18 protein-coding genes and 2 tRNA genes are annotated in these 21365 nt (G+C 70.1%); 8 read left to right on the forward strand and 12 right to left on the reverse strand.

Annotated elements, in window-relative coordinates; genetic code table 11:
* Positions 1 to 188: 188 nt before the first annotated feature.
* Positions 189 to 377 carry a helix-turn-helix transcriptional regulator gene (locus ATK30_RS02820; RefSeq protein WP_101434168.1) on the reverse strand — a complete coding sequence of 63 codons (189 nt, stop codon included), beginning with the start codon at positions 375 to 377 and terminating at the stop codon, positions 189 to 191.
* Positions 361 to 681, reverse strand: a complete 321-nt coding sequence (locus ATK30_RS45945; protein WP_244194486.1) for an excisionase family DNA-binding protein — start codon at positions 679 to 681, stop codon at positions 361 to 363. The genes ATK30_RS02820 and ATK30_RS45945 overlap by 17 nt, the downstream gene beginning before the upstream one ends.
* Before the next feature lie 375 nt (positions 682 to 1056).
* Here ATK30_RS45945 and ATK30_RS02830 point away from each other — a divergent pair, with 375 nt between their 5' ends.
* Entirely contained in the window at positions 1057 to 1308 is a 252-nt protein-coding gene (locus tag ATK30_RS02830) for an excisionase family DNA-binding protein (protein WP_244194487.1), read from the forward strand.
* Between the two features lie 2 nt (positions 1309 to 1310).
* Positions 1311 to 2771: a tyrosine-type recombinase/integrase gene (locus ATK30_RS02835; RefSeq protein ID WP_101434169.1), complete on the forward strand. Its 1461-nt coding sequence runs from the start codon at positions 1311 to 1313 to the stop codon at positions 2769 to 2771.
* A 123-nt stretch (positions 2772 to 2894) separates the two neighbouring features.
* On the opposite strand, the gene ATK30_RS02840 is transcribed toward ATK30_RS02835, so the two are convergent.
* A tRNA-Pro gene (locus ATK30_RS02840) sits at positions 2895 to 2968 on the reverse strand.
* A 102-nt stretch (positions 2969 to 3070) separates the two neighbouring features.
* Here ATK30_RS02840 and ATK30_RS02845 point away from each other — a divergent pair.
* Positions 3071 to 3144, forward strand: a tRNA-Gly gene (locus ATK30_RS02845).
* Here the strand turns inward: ATK30_RS02845 and ATK30_RS02850 are convergent.
* Entirely contained in the window at positions 3113 to 7834 is a 4722-nt protein-coding gene (locus tag ATK30_RS02850; protein ID WP_208637250.1) for a HAMP domain-containing protein, read from the reverse strand. The two genes, ATK30_RS02845 and ATK30_RS02850, sit on opposite strands and share 32 nt — an antisense overlap.
* Before the next feature lie 155 nt (positions 7835 to 7989).
* On the opposite strand from ATK30_RS02850, the gene ATK30_RS02855 reads away from it, so the two are divergent.
* Positions 7990 to 9501, forward strand: coding sequence for a SpoIIE family protein phosphatase (locus tag ATK30_RS02855; RefSeq protein WP_101434170.1), 1512 nt, complete (start codon positions 7990 to 7992; stop codon positions 9499 to 9501).
* 28 nt (positions 9502 to 9529) lie between these two features.
* On the opposite strand, the gene ATK30_RS44970 is transcribed toward ATK30_RS02855, so the two are convergent.
* Entirely contained in the window at positions 9530 to 9697 is a 168-nt protein-coding gene (locus ATK30_RS44970) for a hypothetical protein (RefSeq protein WP_158242444.1), read from the reverse strand.
* 95 nt (positions 9698 to 9792) lie between these two features.
* Complete coding sequence (locus ATK30_RS02860) at positions 9793 to 11091, reverse strand: serine/threonine-protein kinase (RefSeq protein WP_101434171.1); 1299 nt, start codon at positions 11089 to 11091, stop codon at positions 9793 to 9795.
* Positions 11092 to 11304: 213 nt separating this feature from the next.
* On the opposite strand from ATK30_RS02860, the gene ATK30_RS02865 reads away from it, so the two are divergent.
* Positions 11305 to 11757: a MarR family winged helix-turn-helix transcriptional regulator gene (locus ATK30_RS02865; RefSeq protein ID WP_101434172.1), complete on the forward strand. Its 453-nt coding sequence runs from the start codon at positions 11305 to 11307 to the stop codon at positions 11755 to 11757.
* A gap of 51 nt (positions 11758 to 11808) precedes the next feature.
* Here the strand turns inward: ATK30_RS02865 and aspS are convergent, their stop codons facing one another.
* Together aspS and xylA are read right to left on the reverse strand one after the other, a co-directional pair.
* On the reverse strand, positions 11809 to 13053 hold the full coding sequence (aspS, locus tag ATK30_RS02870; protein WP_101434173.1) for an aspartate--tRNA(Asn) ligase: 1245 nt from the start codon (positions 13051 to 13053) through the stop codon (positions 11809 to 11811).
* Between the two features lie 289 nt (positions 13054 to 13342).
* Entirely contained in the window at positions 13343 to 14491 is a 1149-nt protein-coding gene (gene xylA / locus ATK30_RS02875) for a xylose isomerase (protein ID WP_101434174.1), read from the reverse strand.
* A gap of 79 nt (positions 14492 to 14570) precedes the next feature.
* On the opposite strand from xylA, the gene ATK30_RS02880 reads away from it, so the two are divergent.
* The gene (locus tag ATK30_RS02880; RefSeq protein WP_101434175.1) at positions 14571 to 15704 is read left to right on the forward strand and encodes an ROK family transcriptional regulator; all 1134 of its coding nucleotides are present in this window, start codon (positions 14571 to 14573) and stop codon (positions 15702 to 15704) included.
* On the opposite strand, the gene ATK30_RS02885 is transcribed toward ATK30_RS02880, so the two are convergent.
* Positions 15701 to 16423, reverse strand: a complete 723-nt coding sequence (locus ATK30_RS02885; RefSeq protein ID WP_101434176.1) for a dienelactone hydrolase family protein — start codon at positions 16421 to 16423, stop codon at positions 15701 to 15703. The two genes, ATK30_RS02880 and ATK30_RS02885, sit on opposite strands and share 4 nt — an antisense overlap.
* Positions 16424 to 16557: 134 nt before the next feature.
* Here ATK30_RS02885 and ATK30_RS02890 point away from each other — a divergent pair, with 134 nt between their 5' ends.
* Complete coding sequence (locus ATK30_RS02890) at positions 16558 to 17784, forward strand: alkaline phosphatase (protein WP_101434177.1); 1227 nt, start codon at positions 16558 to 16560, stop codon at positions 17782 to 17784.
* A 70-nt stretch (positions 17785 to 17854) separates the two neighbouring features.
* On the opposite strand, the gene ATK30_RS02895 is transcribed toward ATK30_RS02890, so the two are convergent.
* Positions 17855 to 18325 carry an SRPBCC domain-containing protein gene (locus ATK30_RS02895; protein WP_101434178.1) on the reverse strand — a complete coding sequence of 157 codons (471 nt, stop codon included), beginning with the start codon at positions 18323 to 18325 and terminating at the stop codon, positions 17855 to 17857.
* Positions 18322 to 18657 (reverse strand): ArsR/SmtB family transcription factor, encoded by a 336-nt coding sequence (locus tag ATK30_RS02900; RefSeq protein ID WP_101434179.1) that lies wholly within the window; start codon positions 18655 to 18657, stop codon positions 18322 to 18324. Before ATK30_RS02900 ends, ATK30_RS02895 begins: the two co-directional genes overlap by 4 nt.
* Positions 18658 to 19045: 388 nt before the next feature.
* On the opposite strand from ATK30_RS02900, the gene ATK30_RS02905 reads away from it, so the two are divergent.
* Positions 19046 to 20500, forward strand: a complete 1455-nt coding sequence (locus ATK30_RS02905) for an amidohydrolase (protein WP_101434180.1) — start codon at positions 19046 to 19048, stop codon at positions 20498 to 20500.
* A gap of 86 nt (positions 20501 to 20586) precedes the next feature.
* Here ATK30_RS02905 and ATK30_RS02910 read toward each other — a convergent pair whose 3' ends face one another.
* Positions 20587 to 21351 carry an SDR family oxidoreductase gene (locus ATK30_RS02910; RefSeq protein WP_101434181.1) on the reverse strand — a complete coding sequence of 255 codons (765 nt, stop codon included), beginning with the start codon at positions 21349 to 21351 and terminating at the stop codon, positions 20587 to 20589.
* Positions 21352 to 21365 lie beyond the last annotated feature (14 nt).

Raw genomic sequence — 21365 nt, forward strand, 5'->3', positions numbered from 1 at the left:
GTCGGAGACCGGTGTCTTCACCGCGCTCGTGACTGTCAAGTGAGATGATCACTGGGGGCCACGATGGGTGCGAAACGTCGTCGAAAGCATCCGCTCCAGCCATCCCAGGCGGCGGCTACTTCGCTCTGATCAGCAGCGGACACCTGAGTTGGGATGAACCACTACTTTTGCAAAGCGGTGCTTGCCGGTTACAGGTCTTCCTCCCTCTCGTCGATCCAGCGATCGAGGTCGGCGCGTCGGACCCGGAGCTCCCCGTTCGGGAGCTTGATGCACTTAGGGCCGCGTCGCTTGGCTCGCCACTCGTAAAAGGTGCGTCGGGCTACGCGCAGCTCGTCGCACACCTCCTCGACTGTCAGCAAGCTATTGGGGCGGTTCATTCTGCTCCTTGCGAAGGCGTGCCACGAACTCGTCAACGGCGGCAGCCGGCACCCGCCGAGTGCGGCCGATCGTCACCGACTCGAGCTGCCTGGATCGCAGCAGCGCATAGACAACGGATCGACCGATCGCCAGCCGATCGGCTGCTTCCTCGACCGTGAGCAAGACCCGCGGTTGGCCACCGGGGAGTTCGCGGAGTCTCTGCGCGACGACGTCGCCGACTATCGTTGCGAACCGGTGGGCGAAAGCGTCCGAAATGGCTAGGTCCCCGACGCTGACCGCCGGCTTGTCTTGATCTCCTTGCACGGCTTTCTCCGTGAAGTGGGGCTGGGCTGTGGGCCTGTCGCGGTGGTGACGCTAGCGCTCATCCGGGCGTCGCGCAGTTGGGCGACGCGGACCGGTTGGGCTTCTCGCCAGGTGCCTGCCCTCGCCCTCGGGCAAGCAGGAGGGAGCCGGACGCGGCGGCCGATGCGTCCGAGGCTGGCACGCGATTGTTGCGGCATGACGTCGTCTCGATTGGTTCGGCTCTTCTTGCTGTTGACGCAGCGGCGGGCTTGCTGCCGACCTAATTGCAAGTTCATTTGCAAAACGTGCGACATGTGCAATACCTGCAATTAGAAATAAGAAATGAACTGTCATTTGCCCCGCTTTAATTCCGGTATTCGACGTACAATTTTGCTCATGTCGAACACGGAACGCCGCTTTGCTCAGGCGGCTCAAGAAACGCAGCCGGACGAGCGGTCGGCAGGGCCGCGCGAGATGTTGACGGTTGAGGAGGCAGCGGACTGGCTCGCGGTCAGCCGCACCACGATGTTCGCCCTCATCAAGGACGAAGTAGTGCCCAGCGTCTTGGTCGGCCGATACCGGCGGGTGCCGGCCGACGAGCTGGCGGCTTACGTCGAGGGGCTCATCGCACGAGCGGAGGAGTGCTGACGGTGGCGGCGAAGAAACGACCCGAAGGAACACGGGCACCCAATGGGGCCAGCAGCATCTACCTGGGGGCAGACGGGAAGTGGCACGGACGCGTCACGATGGGCGTCAAGGACAACGGCGAGCCGGATCGCAGGCATGTCGAGCGTTGGGACGAGGGTGATGTCATCGAGGCGGTTCGCGAGCTTGAACGGCAACGCGACAGCGGTCAGGTGTCCGAGCCCGGTTCGCGGAAATGGACGGTCGAGGCCTGGCTGACGCATTGGGTCGAGACGATCGCGGCTCCTTCGGTGCGCGAGAACACGGCCACCGGTTACCGGACGGCTGTCTACCGGCATCTCATTCCCGGGCTCGGTGCGCACCGGCTTCGCCGACTGGAGCCGGAGCATCTGGAGAAACTGTATTCGAAGATGACCGCCGCAGGTCTGAAGCCGGGTACCGCACATCAGGTCCACCGGACGGCGAAGACGGCGTTCAAGGTCGCACGCGATCGCGGGTACATGACCAAGAACCCAGCGAGTCTGGCCAAGCCGCCGCGGGTGGACGAGGACGAGATCGTTCCGTTCACGCCCGCCGAGGCGAAGCGGATCATTGCCGAGGCGGGAAAACGGCGGAACGGCGCGCGGTTCGTCATGGCGCTCGCGCTCGGCCTGCGCCGCGGCGAGGCGCTCGGCCTGAAGTGGACGCGGCTCGACCTCGACGCCGGTCTGCTGCGCACGCCGCGTCAGCTGCAGCGATACCCATGGAAACACGGGTGCGAGGACCCGCATGCGTGCGGAGCCCGGTTGCACAAGCGGACGCCATGCCCGCCCAGGTGCAAGCGCCACAAGCGATCGTGTCCGCCGGTCTGTCCGCCGGACTGTGTGCGGCATGCCGCGTCGTGTCCGCAGCGGCGCGACGGGGGACTGCGCGAGGTCGACGTGAAGTCCAAGGCCGGGCGGCGAACGGTCGGCATTCCCGGCCCGTTGCTGGAGATGCTGCGTCGGCAGAAGGAGGCCCAGGACGCGGAGCGGGAGTTCGCGGGAACGCTGTGGCACGAGGGCGGCTGGGTGTTCGCGCAGCCGACCGGACATCCCATTGCCCCGCGTGCCGACCACGACGACTGGAAAGAGTTGCTCGCCGGGGCCGGGGTCCGCGATGCCCGGCTGCACGATGCCCGGCACACGGCCGCGACCATGCTGCTGGTGCTGAAGGTGCCGCTGCCGGTGATCATGGAGATCATGGGCTGGGGAGACGCCGCGGTCGCGAAACGCTACGTCCATGTTCCGTCCGAGATCGTGGCGTCCGTCGCCGGCCAGGTGGGGGAGTTCCTCTGGAGCGACGACTCTGAGAAGCAGCCGGAGCCGCCGACGGCGCAGCCCGACGCCGCCGCGATCCTCGCGCAGCTGCAGCGCCTGCTCGACGCCACGAAGGACCCAGACGGCCACGACGGCGACGAGCCGCCCGGCCTCCGGGCGGTTGGCTGAGCGACACGAGGGACTGGAGCGAGCCCGTATAACGGCTTGTACTGAGACGGAAACTGAGACGGCGGGTGTGCTCTGGATCAAAGCACGCCCGCCGTTTTCGCTGGTCAAGCAAGTAAATCAGGGTCGGGATGACAGGATTTGAACCTGCGACCCTCCGCTCCCAAAGCGGATGCGCTACCAAGCTGCGCCACATCCCGGCACCCCCGGAGCCTTCGGAAACCCGCGGGTACCCGGGGGGTGTACGACCCACCCTAGCGGGCACGCTAAGCTGGCTTCGCTCCCGGGTCACCGAGGGCGCTGCGGGTGTAGCTCAATGGTAGAGCCCTAGTCTTCCAAACTAGCTACGCGGGTTCGATTCCCGTCACCCGCTCCATCGTTTCCACCTCGGACGACGCCGCGTCCGCCTCCAGGCGGGCGGCGATCACGTCCAGCAGCAGATCAGTGTCCACCGGCTTCGTGATGTAGTCGTCCGCCCCCGAAGCCAGGGTGCGTTCGCGGTCTTCCTCCGTCGCCTTGGCTGTGACGGCGATCACGGGCAGGTCTTCGTGGGCCGCTTCGGCTCGGATGGCTGCGATGGTCGCGTTGCCGTCCAGTTCCGGCATCATCACGTCCATCAGCACCAGCGCGGTGTCCTCGTGGCGTTCCAGGGCCCGGATCCCGGCCACGCCGGTGTCGGCGTAGATGACTTCCAGGCCTGCCTGCTCCAGCACCGCCGCGAGGGCGAAGACGTTGCGCAGGTCGTCGTCGACGATCAGGACCTTTTCGCCGTTGAACCGCTTCGGGGCGCTGTTCGGCTCGGCCACGGTGATCGTGCTCGGCAGGACCGGCAGCTTCGGCGTGGGACGCACGGGCGTCGTCGGGGCGATCAGGTTCGCGGCGCCCACCGGCAGGTACAGCGTGAAGGTGCTGCCCTTGCCCGGGACGCTGCTAACGCGCAGTTCGCCGCTCAGGAGTTCCGTCAGCTGCTGGCTGATCGACAGGCCGAGGCCCGTTCCGCCGTACTTGCGGCTCGTCGTTCCGTCGGCCTGGCGGAAGGCGTCGAAGATGACCTCCAGCTTCTCCTCCGGAATCCCGATCCCGGTGTCCTCGACCGCGAACGCGATGATCCCGGCCGCCGAGCGCAGGGATTCCTGTTCGACCTCCTCGGGGTCGGCCATCCGGATGTGCAGGCGCACGCCGCCCTCGTCGGTGAACTTCGCGGCGTTCGACAGCAGGTTCCGCAGCACCTGCTGCAGCCGGTGCTCGTCGGTGTGCACGCTGCCCGGCACCGGCGGGTCGATCAGGACCGCGAACTCCAGGCCCTTGTCCGCGGTCAGCGGGCGGCACAGCGATTCGACGTAGTTCACCAGCTCCGGCAGCGTCACGTCGGACATCTGCAGGTCCAGCTTCCCGGCCTCGACCTTCGCCAGATCGAGGATGTCGTTGATCAGCTGCTGAAGATCGCTGCCCGCCGCCCAGATCGTCTTCGCGAACTGGATCTGCTTCTCCGTGAGGTTGCCCTCCGGGTTCTCCGACAGCAGTTTCGCCAGGATCAGCGCGCTGTTGAGCGGAGTTCGCAGCTCGTGCGACATGTTCGCCATGAACTCGTTCTTGTACTGCGAGGCGACCGTCAGCTGCCCGGCCCGTTCCTCCAGCTCCTGGCGGGCCTGCTCGATCTCGATGTTCTTGACCTCGATGTCGCGGTTCTGCTGGGCCAGCAGCGCCGCCTTCTCGGCCAGTTCGGTGTTCGACCGGCGCAGTTCGCCCTGCTGGGCCTGCAGCTGCTCGGACCGCGCGCGCAGTTCCTGGGCCAGCCGCTGCGATTCGGTCAGCAGCGCCTCGGTGCGCGAGTTCGACAGGATCGTGTTCACGTTGACGCCGATCGTGTGCCGCAGCTGCTCCAGCAGGTCCAGATGCACCGCGGAGAACTCGTTGACCGACGCCAGTTCCAGCACGCCGAGCACCTCGCCCTGGAACAGCACCGGCAGCACGATCACGTTCACCGGCGGCGCTGAGCCGAGCCCGGACGACACCAGCGCGTACTCCGGGGGAGCGCCGTTGACCAGTATCGTCCGGCGGTCCACCGCGGCCTGGCCGATCAGCGATTCGCCGAGCCGGAACCGCAGCCCGGTGCGGGCCTGGGCGAGGCCGTAGGCGGCGATGCAGTCGAGCAGCTTGTCCGGGTCGCCGCCGTCCTCGTCGTCGTGCGCGATGAAGAACGCGCCCTGCTGCGCGCTCACCAGCGGGGCCAGCTCGGACAGGATCAGCGTCGCCACCGACGCGAGGTCGCGATGGCCCTGCATCCTCCCCGACAGCCGCGCCAGGTTCGTCTTCAGCCAGTCCTGTTCGCGGTTCGCGGAGGTGGTCTCCTTGAGGTTCGCGATCATCTGGTTGATGTTGTCCTTGAGGTCCGCCAGCTCGCCGGACGCGTCCACGGTGATGTGCCGCGTGAGATCGCCCGCGGTCACCGCCGTGGCGACCTGGCCGATCGCGCGGACCTGCGTGGTCAGGTTGCCGGCCAGCTGGTTCACGCTCTCGGTCAGCCGCTTCCAGGTGCCGGACACGCCCTCGACCTCGGCCTGGCCGCCCAGCTTGCCCTCGGTGCCGACCTCGCGGGCAACACGCGTGACCTCCGCGGCGAACGCGGACAGCTGGTCGACCATCGTGTTCATCGTGGTCTTCAGCTCGAGGATCTCGCCCCGGGCGTCGACGTCGATCTTGCGCGACAGGTCGCCGCGCGCGACCGCGGTCGTGACCTGCGAGATGTTCCGCACCTGGCTGGTCAGGTTGTGCGCCATGAAGTTGACGTTCTCGGTCAGGTCCTTCCAGGTCCCGGCCACGCCGGGCACCCGCGCCTGGCCGCCGAGGATGCCTTCCGTGCCGACCTCGCGGGCGACGCGGGTGACCTCGTCGGCGAACGCGCGCAGCGTCTCGACCATGTCGTTCAGCGTCCCGGCCAGCGCCGCGACCTCGCCCGCCGCGTCGATCGAGATCTTCTTCGACAGGTCGCCGTTCGCCACCGCGCTCGCCATCGTGGCGATGCTCCGCACCTGCACCGTCAGGTTGTCGGCCATGACGTTCACGTTGTCGGTGAGGTCTTTCCAGATCCCCGCGACGCCCGGGACGCGCGCCTGGCCGCCGAGGCGGCCCTCGGTGCCGACCTCGCGGGCGACACGGGTGACCTCGTCCGCGAAGGCGGACAGCTGGTCGACCATGGTGTTGAGGATGTTCTTCAGCTCGAGGATCTCACCGCGCGCGTCGACGGTGATCTTCTGCGTCAGGTCGCCGCGGGCCACTGCCGAGGTGACGTGCGAGATGTTCCGCACCTGCTCGGTCAGGTTGTTGGCCATGAAGTTCACGTTGTCGGTGAGGTCTTTCCAGGTGCCCGCGACGCCCGGCACGGTCGCCTGTCCGCCGAGCTTCCCGTCCGTGCCGACTTCGCGGGACACGCGGGTGACCTCGTCGGCGAACGCGGACAGCTGGTCGACCATCGTGTTCAGCGTGGTCTTCAGCTCCAGGATCTCGCCCTTGGCGTCGACCGCGATCTTCTTCGTGAGGTCGCCTCGCGCCACCGCCGTCGCGACCTGCGCGATGTTGCGGACCTGCGCGGTGAGGTTGTTCGCCATGAAGTTCACCGAGCCGGTCAGGTCGCGCCAGATGCCGGCGACCCCGGGCACGGTGGCCTGGCCGCCCAGCTGCCCCTCGGTGCCGACCTCGCGGGCGACCCGGGTGACCTCGTCGGCGAAGGACGAGAGCTGGTCGACCATCGTGTTCATCGTGGTCTTGAGCTCGAGGATCTCGCCGCGGGCGTCCACGGTGATCTTCTGCGTCAGGTCGCCCTTCGCGACGGCGGTGGTCACGTGCGAGATGTTGCGGACCTGGTCGGTCAGGTTGTCGGCCATCTGGTTGACCGAGTCGGTCAGGCCGCGCCAGGTGCCGGCCGCGCCGGGCACCTCCGCCTGACCGCCGAGGCGGCCCTCGCTGCCGACCTCGCGGGCGACTCGGGTGACCTCGTCGGCGAACGACGAGAGCTGGTCGACCATCGTGTTCAGCGTCGTCTTGAGCTGCAGGATCTCGCCGCGCGCGTCGACGTCGATCTTCTTCGTCAGATCGCCCGCCGCGACCGCCGTGGCGACCTGCGAGATGTTGCGGACCTGGTCGGTCAGGTTGTCCGCCATCAGGTTCACCGAGTCGGTGAGGTCGCGCCAGGTGCCCGCGACGCCCGGCACGCGCGCCTGGCCGCCCAGCCGCCCTTCGGACCCGACCTCGCGCGACACGCGGGTCACCTCGTCGGCGAACGACGACAGCTGGTCGACCATCGTGTTGATGGTGTTCTTCAGCTCGAGGATCTCGCCCCGGGCGTCGACGTTGATCTTCTGCGTGAGGTCGCCCCGGGCCACCGCGGTGGTGACCGACGCGATGTTCCGGACCTGCTCGGTGAGGTTGTCGGCGAGGAAGTTGACCGAGTCGGTGAGATCGCGCCACGTCCCGGCCACGCCGGGGACCTCGGCCTGACCGCCGAGGCGGCCCTCACCGGCGATCTCGCGAGAGAGCCGGATCACTTCGGCGGCGAACCGCGACAGCTGCGCGTTGAGGCCGTTCACGGTCTTGGCCAGCTCGGCGTACTGCCCGCGCAGCGGACGGCCGTCCAGCTGCAGCGCCATCGGCTGCGACAGATCGCCCTCGGCGACCGCGCCCAGCACCCGGTCCAGCTCCACGACCGGACGGCTGACGTCCTCGATCAGCCCGTTCACCGTGTCGACCGCGGCGCTCCAGCCGCCCGGGCCGATCTCGGCGCGCACGCGCTCGGTGAGCCTGCCTTCCTGGCCCACCGCGGTGCGCACGCGCATGAGTTCCGTCACCAGCCGCTGATTGCGCTCGGCGATGTCGTTGAACGCGGACGCGAGCCGGGCGGTGATCCCGTCGCCGTGCGCCACGAAACGCCGCCGGAAGTTGCCGTCCCCGAGGTCGTGGACCGCGGCGAGCAGCCGCTCCAGCGCCGCGACCTCGCTCGCCGGGACGAATTCCGGTTCCTGGGCCCCGGCGTTCCGGGAGCGCCCGGAAGTCTGGGGGGACTCTGTCATCTCTGCCGACCTTCCCACCACGCGTGTGTCAGCCATGGTCGTCGACCCAGCCTGCCACGGTTCGCCCTACACTTCGACCCAGTCCGCCCGCGCACACTGTGCCAACCTGGAAGGACCAGGACCGTCAGGTCGACCCGGAGGCAGGAGGTTCGTGCATGGTGTCACGGCCCGCTCCGGCGTCGGCCCTGCCACCCGGCGCCGACCTGCCCGAGCACGCCGGTTTCTGGCGCTCGGTGCTCGACGACGTCCGCGAGCCGGTCTTCCTGCAGGACCCCGAAGGCGCCCTGCGCTGGGCCAACGCGGCCGCCGAACGGCTCGGCCCGGCCGAACTCGTCAGCGTGACCGAGACCACCGGCAAGGTCGGCCACCGGCCGGCCAAGGTCCGCGTGCTTCCCGGAGGCTGGCGTGCCTGGACCGTGGTCGACGACGGCCGTCGCCGGCCAGAAGAGTTCCTCGCCGAGGCCGGTCCGAAACTGGCGCTCGCGCGCGGACGGCACGGCACGGCGCGGGTGATCGCCGAACTGGCCGCGTCCGCGTTGGGCGATTGCGCGTTCGTGCTGCTGCCGACGACCCGCGGCCGCTGGGAATGGTGGAGCTGCACCGAGCACGGCGCGGCGGGCCACGGCCGGATCCGGCGGGTTCCGCCGCAGCTCGCGCCGGTCGTGTCGGACGCGGTCACCGACGTCGCCCGGCCCGAGGTCCGCCCGGTGCCCGCGACCGAGGTCGCGGCGCTTCCGGCGGCGGTAGCCGAGCCGTTCGAGGGGCATCTCGAGGTGTCGGTGGTCTCGTTCGGCTCCGGCATGGCAGGCGCGGTGCTGCTCGGCAGGCGCGGCGAGCCGGCGTTCGGGCTGTCGCAAGGTGAAGCAGTCGAGGCGTTCGCGGACGCGGCTGGTACGGCGCTGGCCAACGCGCAGCGTTATGCGCGTCAGGAGGAAGCCACCCGCGGGCTGGAGTCGACGTTGCTGCCGACGCCGCCCGCGCAAGTCGACGGCGCGAATTTCGAGCTGTGGTACGAACCCGCCGGCGGAGTGCTGGGCGTCGGCGGCGATTTCTACGACGTCCTTTCCCGCGACGACGGCAGCGCGTTCGTGGTCGTCGGCGACATCTGCGGCAAGGGCGCCGAGGCGGCCGCGCTGACCGGGCGGGTGCGGCATTCGCTGGCCGCCCTGCACCTGGTCGAACGCGACGGCCGGACAATGCTGCGGCTGCTCAACGAACTCCTGATCTCCGGCGGCAGCAACCGGTTCGCGACGCTCGTGCTCGGTTCGGTCGCGGCCGCGGACTCCGGGCTCGACGTCACGCTCGCCTCCGGCGGCCATCCCGCCCCGCTCGTGCTGCGGCGCGGGGGACGGGTCGAGGAGATCAGCGTGCCCGGCACGCTGGTCGGCGTGTCGCCCCAAGCCCGCTTCGCCGAGGAGACGACGCATCTGGACGAGGGCGACGTCTGCCTGCTCTACACCGACGGCGTCACCGAAGCCCGCAACCGCACGGAATCCACCGAACTGTTCGGCGACGAACGGCTCTACACGGTGCTGGAGGACTGCGTCGGGCAGCCGGCGAGGGAAGTCGTGCGCCGGCTGCGCGAGGCGGTGCGGGCGTGGCTCGGGAATTCCGGCCACGACGACATCGCGGTGCTGGCGATCGAGGCCGCGCCGCGCGCGGAGTAAGCCCAGCCCTTGCGCGGCAAGGGAAATTTCACTTCCCGGACTGGACCTGTTCTTCCGTCACTTGGTCTGCCTTCGCCGCTTGCTCCGGCGCTGGAACGGCCTCGGCGTCCGGTTTCGGCTCGGCGGCGCGGGCGGCGTCCGGGCGCCCGAAGTGTTCCCGGCACTGCCTTCCGAACCGACGTGCGTGTGCGGTCATCGGTCCCACCTCCCCGGCTCGCCACCAGGATCGCGCGCCGGGACGGACTTCGCCACCGAATTGCGCCGCGTCAGCCGACCGGGTGGCCGGTCTGTCTAATGTGGATTCTTCCCGCTCGGCGGGCCGGTGCTGGGAACCTGGGGCAATTTGGTCAGTCCTGGCGGCGTTCTCGGCGGAGTCCGGCCCGGTTCGCTCGGTGGGTTCGCCTGGCCGGACGGCACGGTGCGGGTCGTCGGGCTCGGCGGCGGCGTCGTGGTTTGCGCGGGCGCGTCCGCTTTCGCCGAACGTGCTGGCAGGGCCGACGACGCGTGCCGCGGGGCCGAGTCCGGTGAATCGGACGGAGCGGACGAGGGCGGAGAAACCGGAGCCCGAGCCGGTTCGGGGACCGGCGCGGACCCGGTGCTCGGCCGGAGCGGAGCAGCGAGCAGCAGCGTCCCCGCCGCGACCAGCGCCACCGGCAGGCCCGCCGCGAGCACCGCGCGCCGCCGCGAGACCCGGTGGCGGCGGCAGAAGACCGCCAGCCGCGTTTTGATCGGAAGCCGCAACGTTTCCGTGCCGCGCAACGCACGCGCCACGGCGGTCGCGGACGGTCTTTCTTCCGGATCGCGCATGGTCATCGCGCGCAAGGTTCTCGCCAGCGGTTCCGGCGTGTCCGGCGGCACCCGTGGCGCCCGATGCAGCCGCACCACCGCGGTTTCCGCCGCCGTGCCCGGGTATTCGCGGACGCCGGTCAGGCATTCCAGGAGAACGAGCCCCAGTGCGTACACGTCCGAAGGCGGGCCGGGCTGCTCGCCGAGCACCTGCTCCGGCGAGAGGTAGGCCGCTGTCCCGACGACCGCGCCGGTGTCGGTCACGCGGGTCGCGTCCACGATGCGCGCGACGCCGAAGTCGGCGATCCGCGGGCCGTCGTCGGACATGAGGATGTTGGCGGGCTTGAGATCCCGGTGCGTCACCTCGTGCGCGTGCACGTGGGCGAGCGCCTCGGCCAGCTGCGCGCCCAGCTCCACGACCTGGCCGGCGGGCAGCGGTCCGGAGCGCAGCCATTCGGACAGGTTCGGCCCCTGCACGCAGTCCATGACAAGGTACGCGTACCCCTCGTCGACCCCGGCGTCGACGAAACTCACCAGCCCGGGATGGCGCACCGCGCGCAGTGCCGCGATCTCCTGGTCCCGGCGGTGGCGGCCCAGTTCCACCGCTCCGGCGTGGAACAGCTTCACCGCGACCTCGGCACCGGTTTCGCGGTCCTCGGCCTGGTGCACGCAGGCCGTCGCGCCTTCGCCGATCCGCTCGCCCACCGCGTACCGGCCGGCCAGGACCAGCGGAGCGGGCCCGTACCGGCCCAGCGCGAACCGTCTCGCGGTGGTGGCCGCGTCCGAATCGCCGGTGCCGGTCATCTCCGATCGCCCTTCCCCCGGGGTAGCGGGGCCAATTTACTCGCCGTCGGGCGGAGGCCAAAGCGGAGCTGGTCAGGCTGGCGGAGGAGCCCGCCCGGCCGTTTCGCGAGTACAGTGGCAGCTGAGTACTACCGGCGCGCGCAATACTTGCGCGCGCCGAAGACGCTCGGGGCCGCGGCCGCCCGCAACCGGGCCGCCTGGAGGAGGTGCACCATGTCGGTGTCGGACGACGCCGTCGAGGCGCGCGCGCAAGGCTGGCGGACGCTGGCGGCGCTGCACGCGCGGATCGAAGACCGGCTGAATCGCGCGCTGGAAAGCGAGCACGAGCTGTCGGTGAGCGAGTACACGGTGCTCGACGTGCTCGGCCGCCAGGACGGCTTCCACCTGCGGATGAGCCAGCTGGCCAACGCGGTGGTGCTGAGCCAGTCGGCGACGACCCGGCTGGTCACGCGGCTGGAGGAGCGCGGCCTGCTGTCGCGGTACCTGTGCCAGGACGACCGGCGCGGCATCTACACCGAGGTCACCCCGTCCGGGCAGAAGCTGCTGGCCGCCGCCCGCCCGACGCACGACGCGGCGCTCTCCGCCGCGCTCGCCGAGGCGGAGGAACTTCCGGAGCTGGCCCCGTTGGTCACCGCACTGGGCGCGCTCACCTTCGCTGCCCAGTGAGCGGTCCGGGAGGGGCACCCTGATTTCCGCGGGGTTCCCCTCCCGGAACCGTCACGGGCGCAGGCGGTGCAGGTCTCGCGGGAAGAGCGTCGCCCCGCGCACATTGGCCGCGCCCAGCACTCGCGCGACCCATCGCTCCAGCCCGATCGCGAACCTGCCGTGCGGCGGCATTCCGTACGCGAACGCGTCGAGGTAGTCCGAGTACTGCCCGGCTTCCTCGCCGAGCACGGCCAGGTAGTCCGCGTACCGATGGAGCCGCTGGCCGCCGGTGACCAGTTCCAGGCCGCGGAAAAGCAGGTCGAAACTGTTCGACCGGGCGGGGTCCGCCGGGTCCGGCTGGGTGTAGAACGGCCGTTTCGCCATCGGGTATCCGGTCACGAACAGGAATTCCGACCTGTGTTCCCGCTCGGCCCACTCGCACAGCCACCGTTCGTGCGCGGGCGCGAGGTCCGGTTCGCCGCGCGGGTCCTCGCCGATGTTTCGCGCCAGAAGTTCTTGCGCCGCGGCGAAATCGATCGACGGAATCTCGTCCGGCACCACCGGCGCGTCCGGCCCGGCAGCGGCGGCCATCTCCGCCACGACGTCGCGCAGCACGGCCATGACGTCCCGGTGGTCGGAGATGAAGCCCAGTTCCGCGTCGAGACTCGTGTACTGAGCCAGATGTCGTGCGGTGTCGTGGGGTTCGGCCCGGAAGACCGGCCCCACCTCGTACACCCGCTCGAAGACTCCGACCATGGCCTGCTTGAAAAACTGCGGCGACTGCGCGAGACAAGCCGGACGGCCGAAGTAATCGAGCCGGAACACATTCGCTCCGGATTCCGTCGCGGTAGCGACGATCTTCGGCGTATGGATCTCGGTGAAGCCCTGGCCGTCCAGCACTCGCCGAAACGCCGCGACGCTGGCCGCGGCCACCTCGAATCGCCTACGCAGCACCGGATGCCGCAACGCGACCGCCGCGTTGTCCAGTACCACAGGCAAACCAGCGGCCACCTCAGGCCGATACAGTTCGAACGGCGGCCGTTTTTCCGGTGCGGACAGCACCTCCCAAAGAGGCTCCCGGAGCTCGACTCCTTGCGGCGCCCGCGGATTGGCGACCACCTGCCCGGTGAGCCGCACAACGGTTTCCTCGGCAACATCCGGCGGCTCGGCGAAAACCGCTTGCGCGGTACCGGATCGGTCGCGGACGACCAGGAACGCCACGGATTTCAAGACGCGCCGGCGGTGCACCCAGCCGGCGATCGTCACGGTGGAGCCCACGCGGTCACGCAGGCAGGCCACCGGGGTGCGGGTACTCATTCCTTCTCCTGAGCGCACTCGGCGACCCCTTGGGGGTGCGGGCGAGAAGGGACACTCGCGGTGCCACCGCACCTTCGCCGCCCGGCGGGCGGCCTCGTTCTGGCCGGATGACGGCGGCCGGGCCGGCGGGGCATTTCCTCCCCGCACTCAGGAGTGTCTTCGCGCGGGGCCGCGACGCTGCCTTCTCACCGGCGGCAGCTCTCTGTCCCTCGCCGCGCCCCGCGCTACTCGTCTCCGTCAACGTGTTGCCCGCAACGGTAAAACACCGCCGCCACCCGCGTCGCCTGATTTACCGGACGCCCAGCAGATGCTCCAAGGCCAGCTGGTTGAGCCGGGTGAAGTGGTACCCGCGGCGGCCGGCTGCTTCGACATCGAAGTCGTCAGCGGCCAGATCGTCCAGAGTTTCGCCCTCGGACAGCGTCGGCGTGGCCAGCTCCGGGACCCGCGACGCGGCAAGCGCTTCGGCGACTGCCGGATCGGCCCGGAACGCGCGGGCTTTTTCGCGCAGGATCAGGTAGGTGCGCATGTTCGCCGCCGCGGAAACCCAGACGTCCTCGGGATCCTCGGTGCGCAGCGGTTTGTAGTCGAAGTGGCGCGGGCCGTCGTAGCCGCCGTGCTCCAGCAGGTCGACGAGGAAGAACGCGCTGGTGAGATCGCCGTGGCCGAAGATCAGGTCCTGGTCGTATTTCGGGCCGTGCTGGCCGTTGAGGTCGAGGTGGAACAGCTTGCCCTGCCACAGCGCCTGCGCGATGCCGTGCACGAAGTTCAGCCCGGCCATCTGCTCGTGGCCGACCTCCGGGTTCAGCCCGAACAGTTCGGGCCGCTCCAGCTGCGAGATGAAGCCCAGCGCGTGGCCGATCGTCGGCAGCAGGATGTCGCCGCGCGGTTCGTTCGGCTTCGGCTCGAGCGCGAACCGGAGGTCGTAGCCCTGCGAAACGGCGTAGTCGGCGAGGACGTCGAGGCCTTCCTTGTACCGGGCGAGCGCGGCGCGGACGTCTTTCGCCGCGTCGGATTCCGCGCCCTCGCGACCGCCCCACAGGACGTAGGTCTGCGCGCCGAGTTCCGCGGCGAGGTCGAGATTGCGCCGGACCTTGGTGAGCGCGTAACGCCGGATGTCGCGGTCGTTGCTGGTCAGGCCGCCGTCCTTGAAGACCGGGTGGCTGAACAGGTTCGTCGTCGCCATCGGCACGCGCAGGCCGGTGTCCGCCAGCGCCCGCTTGAACTTGGCGATCGCGGCGTCGCGGTCCGGTTCGGTGGCGAGGAGGTCGTCGTCGTGGAAGGTGACGCCGTACGCGCCCAGGTCCGCCAGCCGGTGCACGCTCTCGACCGGGTCGAGCGGCGGGCGGGTGGCGACGCCGAACGGGTCGGCCGCGGGCCAGCCGACGGTCCACAACCCGAATGAGAATTTGTCTTCCGGCACGGGGGCGTAGTCGGCCATGCCCGTCCTTTCATTTAGTTCACGATGTAGACTAAATACTGCGCCGCGGCCGCCCCGGCCGTCAAGAGCGGAGGTGGACATGGAGCCGGTCCGGCACGAAGCGATGCGGGCGCGGAACCTCGAGCTGGTGCTCGGCGAGATCAGCCGCGGCGGCCCGCTCACCCGCGCCGCGCTGGCGGAGCTGACCGGGCTGACCAAGTCGACTGTGTCCACTTTGGTCGGCTCGCTGGTGGACGCGGGGTTCCTGGCGGAGACCGCTGCCGTGCGAGCGGGGGAGCGCGGCCGGCCCGGCGTCGAGGTGTCGCTGAGCGGCGCGCGGATGGCGTCGCTGGGGCTCGAGGTCAATGTGGACTATCTCGCCGCGTGCCTTCTCGATCTGACCGGCGCGGTCCGCCGGTCGGTCCGAATCGAACGCGACAACCGGGGCGCGCCGGCGGAAACCGTGCTGGACGCGGTACGGGAGTTGGCTTCCGCGGAGTTGGCTGAGGCGCGCGGGCTGGGTTTGACGGTCGCTGGCGCGGTGCTCGCGGTGTCCGGTCCGGTGCGGGACGGCGTGGTGCTGAGCGCGCCGAACCTCGGCTGGCGGAACGTGCCCGTTTCGCTGGACCTGCCGGTCCCGGTCTCAGTGGACAACGAAGCGAATCTCGGCGCGCTCGGCGAGCTGTGGTTCGGTGCCGGGGCGGCGGATTTCCTTTATGTGTCAGGCGAGATCGGCATCGGCGCGGGACTGGTCGTGGACTCGCGGTTGTTCCGCGGCACCGGCGGGGAACTGGGGCACGTGCTGGTTTCCCCGTCCGGCCCGTCCTGCCGCTGCGGCGCCGCGGGCTGCCTGGAGACCTACGCCGGACAGGAAGCGATGCTGACCGCGGCCGGAGTATCCACAGTGGACGCACTCTCCGCGGCCTTGGCCGAAGCGGACGACGCGGCGTTGTCGGCCGTCTCGGCGGCGGGGGAGGCTTTGGGGCTGGCGCTGGCGTCGGCGGTCAATCTGGTGGATGTGGACCGCGTGGTGCTCGGCGGCGTGTTCGGCCCGTTGTTTCCCTGGCTGGCCCCCGCCGCGGAGGCGGTGCTGCGGGCGAGGTTGACCGGCCTGCGCGGTTCGGTGCCGGTGCTGAGCCCGTCCGCCCTCGGCGATTCCGCCGCGACACTCGGCGCCGCGGGCCGCACGATCCACGGCGTTTTGGCTGATCCGGGGCCGTTCCTCGCTCGTTAGCCCAGGTTGTCGGCGAGCAGGGCCACGACGTCGCGCCAGGCCCGCTCGGCGTGCACCGGGTGGTAGCCGACGCCGGGGAGAAGCCTCTGCTCCGGGCCGACCGGCGGGTGGTGGAAGGCGTGCAGGGCGCCGCCGTAGACCGTGAGACGCCAATCGACGCCCGCGGCCTGCATCTCGGCGGCGAACGCGTCCCGTTGCGCGGCCGGCATGATCGGGTCCTCGGAGCCGACGCCCGCCCACACCGGGCAGCGGATGTTCGCGGCCTCGCCGGGACGCCCGGTGACCAGCCCGTTGATCGTGCCGATCGCGCGCAGGTCCACGCCCGCGCGGCCGAGTTCCAGCACGACCGCGCCGCCGGTGCCGTAGCCGATCCCGGCGATCCGGCTGGGGTCGGTCCGCGGTTCGGCGAGCAGCACGCCGAGCGCCGCGCGGCCGATTTCGCGCATCCGGTCGGGGTCGTCGAGCAGCGGAAGGCAGCGCGCCAGCATCTCGTCGGGATCGCTGAACCAGCGGCCGCCGTGGATGTCGAAGGCGAGGGCGACGTAGCCCAGTTCAGCGAGCGCATCGGCCCGTGCGCGTTGGAAGTCGTTCAGGCCGGTGCCTTCGGGTCCGATCAGGACCGCGGGCCGCCGATCAGTGCCCGCCGGGACGGCGAGGCGCCCGACCATGGTGAGGCCGTCGGCCGGGTATTCGACGGTGCGCGTCGTGACGGTCTCCATGGGAGCCAACCGTAATGAGCGCCGAGGCCCGGCGGAGTGCTGTTCACCGTCGGCGGACACGTCCGTTCAGGTGATGCTCTCGCGGTGGTCCGGAAATCATGTTAGGAAAGCTTCCTAACTAAAGGAGGGTCCGGATGCGCAAGACGACGGTGCTCGCGGCGGCCGCGCTCGCGGTGGCCGGGGCGGTGCCCGCGGTCGCGATGGCGGGCGACGGCCCGGTCGCGGACTCCAGCGGCTGGCAGCCGAAAGCGCGCAACATCGTCTACATCCAGGGCGACGGGATGGGCGCGGCGCAGCGGGAATTCGTCCGGCTCGCGACGACCGGCCGGGCGGGCGACCTGGTCATGAACCGGCTCCCGGTCACCGGCCTGGTGCACACCGACCCCGGCGACCCGGAAGCACTCGTCACCGACTCGGCCGCGGCGGCGACCGCACTGGCCACCGGGCACAAGACCCGCAACGGCGCGGTCGGGCAGGACGCGCAAGGCCGCCGTTTGCCGACCATCCTCGAGCAGGCGAAACGCGCCGGTAAGTCGACCGGTCTGGTCACGACCGCGCAGGTCACCGGTGCGTCGCCGGCCGCGTTCGCGTCGCACGTGCCTTCACGGGACCTGCAGAGCGACATCGCGAAGCAGTACCTCGCCGAAAGCCGTCCGGAAGTCCTCCTCGGCGGCGGCGAGGACTGGTGGCTGCCGAAGGGCGATCCGGGAGCGTGGCCGGACAAGCCGGGCGAGGAAAGCCGCAGCACGCACGGCAACCTCATCGAGCAAGCGAAACGGTCCGGCTACACCTACGTGCGGAACGCCAGCGAACTCGCCGCGACGCGGGCACCGCGGCTGCTCGGGTTGTTCGCCAACGAGGACATGGTCGACTACGGCCCGGACGGCAAGGGCGCGTACCAGCCGAAGGTCGCCCTGCCGGTGATGGCGAAGAAGGCGCTCGACACGCTTTCCGCCAACCCGCGCGGTTTCTTCCTGTTCCTGGAAGAAGAAGGCATCGACGGAATGGCCCACGAGAACAACGCGCACGGCGTTCTCGACGCGGGACGGGCGCTCGACGCGGCCGTCGCCGAAGTGCTTCGCTTCACCCGCTCGCACCCCGACACGCTGGTGATCATCGGCGGTGACCACGAGACGGGCGGACTGGCCATTGAGGACACTGACGGTGCCCCCGAGGGCAAGGAGGACGGTCCGTTTCCCGTTCCTGGCACCAAACTTTCGCTGACCGTCGACTGGACGACCGGCGACCACAGCGGCGTGCCGACCCCGGTCACCGCGACCGGCCCCGGCTCGGACCGGCTTGACGGGACGATCGACAACACCGACGTCTACCGCGCGATGGTGTCCGCCGCCCGCCTGTGAATGGCCGTGCCGGTTCTAGCCGGGATCGCCACTCACGGGGCCAGATCCGTGATGTCGTGCGCTACCCGCGTCAGGACTCGTTCTCCGCGACCCGGGCGAGCTGAGCCGTGACAGTGCCCCACCCGTCCGCGAATCCGAGGTCGGAGTGCCGTTCTCGTGCGGCCGGGTCTCCGTGCCGCACGATGACGCGGTAGTCGGTGCCGTCCGGATGGTCGCGAAGGACGATCTCCGCCGTCATCGCGACCGGCTGCGGATTCGCGGGCCGCCACGTGCTGTCGAGCGCGTTCGTGAAAACAATCCGCTCATAGTCCTCGACCACCAGGAAACACGCGTCGAGATGCGGGACGAACGTGCGGCCGTCCTCGCTCATCCTCGTGACGAACGCACCCCCGGCGCGCACGTCCAGTTCCTCGACGCGGCACCGCAGCGGGGCCGGAATCCACCACCGGGCGAGGCTGGCCGGGTCGGTCCAGGCGTCCCAGACGCGCTTGCGCGGCGCGCGGATGACGCGGTCGAGACCGAGATCGAGATCGGGGTTCACGGCTGGTCCTCCTGGCTGGTGACGAACTGTTCGAGGCGGTCAGTGCGCTCGGCCCAGACGCGCCGCTGTTCGGCGAGCCAGTCCTCGACGAGCGCGAAGCGGTCCCGATTGAGGACGCACGTCCGCACCCGCCCGGACTTCACGGTGCGGATCAACCCGTGCGATTCGAGCATCCGCACGTGCTTCATGAAGGACGGCAAGGTCATCGGCGCGTCGCCCGCCAGCTCCCCGACGCTCGCCGGACCCTGCCCGAGCCGCCGCACGACAGCCCTCCGGGTCGGATCGGCGAGGGCGGCGAACACCCCGTCGAGCGCGGTCGAATGCTGAGCCATGAGGCTAAGTATTGCGAGCGAGGATGGTGAGCGCAAGGGCTAAGTGTTCAGGGCGGGCCGTGCCGCGTGGGAAAGCACGGTATACGGGCAGGGCAGCGAAAAGCGTTCACCAGAGGGCGATCGAAGCGTCTCCGGGGCCTGCTCGGCTGCTGGACTTAAGCCGTGCCCAAGGCAGCCCCGATCAGGCCGATCCGCGCCGCGGCTCAGCGAAAAGAAGTGGCAACCGAGGGAGTCGAACCCTGCGCGGCTTGTGAAGGCGGCGCTCCTGACCGGCCCTGACCCTTCGGCGGGCGACGGCTGCCATGTCCTCTGAGTACCCGTTTCAACGCCGACCCCAGCATCCGAATTCCCGCTTCACCCGAACGGGCGGGGCTGGCAGGCTGGGCGCATGGACGATCTTCTCCTCCGCCGCGTCCGGGTCGGGTTGCGGGGTCCGCTCGCTGACGTCCGGGTGCGCGACGGCGTCGTGTCGGCTGTCGAGGAACCGGGCGCTGGCACCGGGTTCGCGGCGCGGGTGCTCGACGGGCATGGCGGCACGCTCCTGCCCGGCCTGGTCGACGCGCACGCGCATCTCGTTCAGTGGGCCGGTTTCCGCAGGCGCATCCCGCTGGACGGGGCGACGTCCGCGGTGGGCGCGGTCGAGTTGCTGATGGAGAAGCTGCTCGACGCTCCGGCGGAGGACCTCGTCGTGGGAGTCGGGTTCCGGGACGGGCTGTGGCCGGATCGGCCGCACAAGGATCTGCTGCAGCGCGCGCTTCCGGGCCGCGCGGTGGCGTTGTTCAGCGCGGATCTGCATACGTTGTGGCTCAGCCCGGCCGCGTTGAAGCTGATCGGCCGCGAGCATCCGACCGGCGTCCTGCTCGAGAACGACTGCATGAGCGCGACGGCGGCGTTGCCGTCCGCGCCGGTCGAGGTTCAGGACGGCTGGGTCGCCGAAGCGCTGGCCGCCGCGGCGAAACGGGGCGTGACGGCGGTGGTCGACTACGAATACGCGGACACGGTCGCGGATTGGACCCGGCGGGCAGCCGCGGCAAGGCCCGCGACGCGGGTTTCCTGTGTGATCGCCCGGTATTTGCTGGACGAGACCATCCAAAGAGGACACCGCACCGGTGACGTTCTGGCGGCGGGCGAAGGGCTGCTCACGGTCGGCCCGTTCAAGCTGTTCGTCGACGGCTCGCTCAACACCCGCACCGCTTATTGCCACGAGCCGTACCCGGGGTCCGGCGAGAAGGGTCTGCTGGAGCTGCCGCCGGAGGAACTGGTGCCGTTGATGCGCCGCGCGCACGAGCACGGCCTGACCCCGGCGGTGCACGCGATCGGCGACCACGCCAACACCATCGCGCTGGACGCGTTCGCCGAGGTCGGCTGTCCGGGCCGGATCGAGCACGCGCAGCTGGTGCGGCCCGAGGACGTGCCGAGGTTCGCCGCGCTCGGGCTGGTCGCGAGTGTGCAGCCCGCGCACCAGCCCGACGACCGCGACGTCGCCGACCGGCATTGGCCCGGCCGCACCGATCGCGCGTACGCCTACCGCACGCTGCTGGAATCCGGTGCCCGGCTGGAATTCGGCTCGGACGCGCCGGTCGCGCCGCTCGACCCGTGGGACGGGATCGCCGCCGCGGTCGGGCGGACGGACGACGAGCGGCCCCCGTGGCATCCGGAGCAGGCTATTCCGCTCGAGGACGCGCTGGCGGCGTCGTCGGGCGGCCGCCGCGGCGTCCAGGTCGGCGACGTGGCCGATCTGGTGCTGACGGCGGCCGACCCGAGCGGACTGTCGGCACGGGAACTGCGGGAAATGCCGGTGTCCGCGACGATCGTGGCGGGAAGGCCGACGTACTTGTCGTAGCGAAGGTCGAACGGCGCGGGCGGTGGCCTACACCCGGGTGGTCGCGCTCGGCGGCATGGTGCTCACCGCCGTGCTGTACCTGTGCGTCACTTGCCGTGCGGGTCCGCGGCGTTGAGCGTCGCCACCACGTGGTGGTAGTCGCCCCGGGCCTCGCCGTGGCGGAGGAACTTGACGTTCTCGACCTGGATCTCGGTGGCGTCCGGCTGCGTTTCGAGCAACTCCATGACCTCGCTGACGAAGGCGTCCAGCGGCATCGCGAACTCGCTTTCCTCCTGACCGGGCAGGAGCGCGGTGCGCACGGACGGCGGCTCCAGTTCGACGACCTTCACCGAGGTGTCGGCCAGTTGCAGGCGCAGCGATTCGCTGAGCATGTGGATGGCGGCCTTGGACGCGTTGTAGCTCGGCGTGGCTTTCAGCGGCGCGAAGGCGAGGCCGGACGAGACGGTGAGGATGGTGGCGTCCGGGCGGGTCTGCAGGTGCTCGACGAACGCGGCGATGAGCCGGATCGGGCCGAGGACGTTGGTGGTCACGGTCGCTTCCGCGCTGTCCACAAAGGACTCGGGGCGGTGCCAGTCCTCGACGCGCATGATGCCCGCCATCGGGACGAGCACGTTCAGGTCCGGATGCTTCGCGAGCACCTCCTTGGCCGCGGCAGCGATGCTCGCCGGGTCGGTGGTGTCGATCCGCACGGTGTCGAGGCCGGGGTTCTCGGCGGCGATCCGCGCGAGCAGTTCGGTGCGCCGCCCGCCGACGATGACGGTGTTGCCCTTCGCCTGCAGTTCGCGGGCGAGGGCGAGGCCGATGCCGCTGGTCGAGCCGGGGATGAAGACGGTGTTTCCGGTGATGTTCATGCCACTGAGTTTCG

This window comes from Amycolatopsis echigonensis (assembly GCF_002846615.1).
In the GTDB taxonomy this organism is placed as follows: domain Bacteria; phylum Actinomycetota; class Actinomycetes; order Mycobacteriales; family Pseudonocardiaceae; genus Amycolatopsis; species Amycolatopsis echigonensis.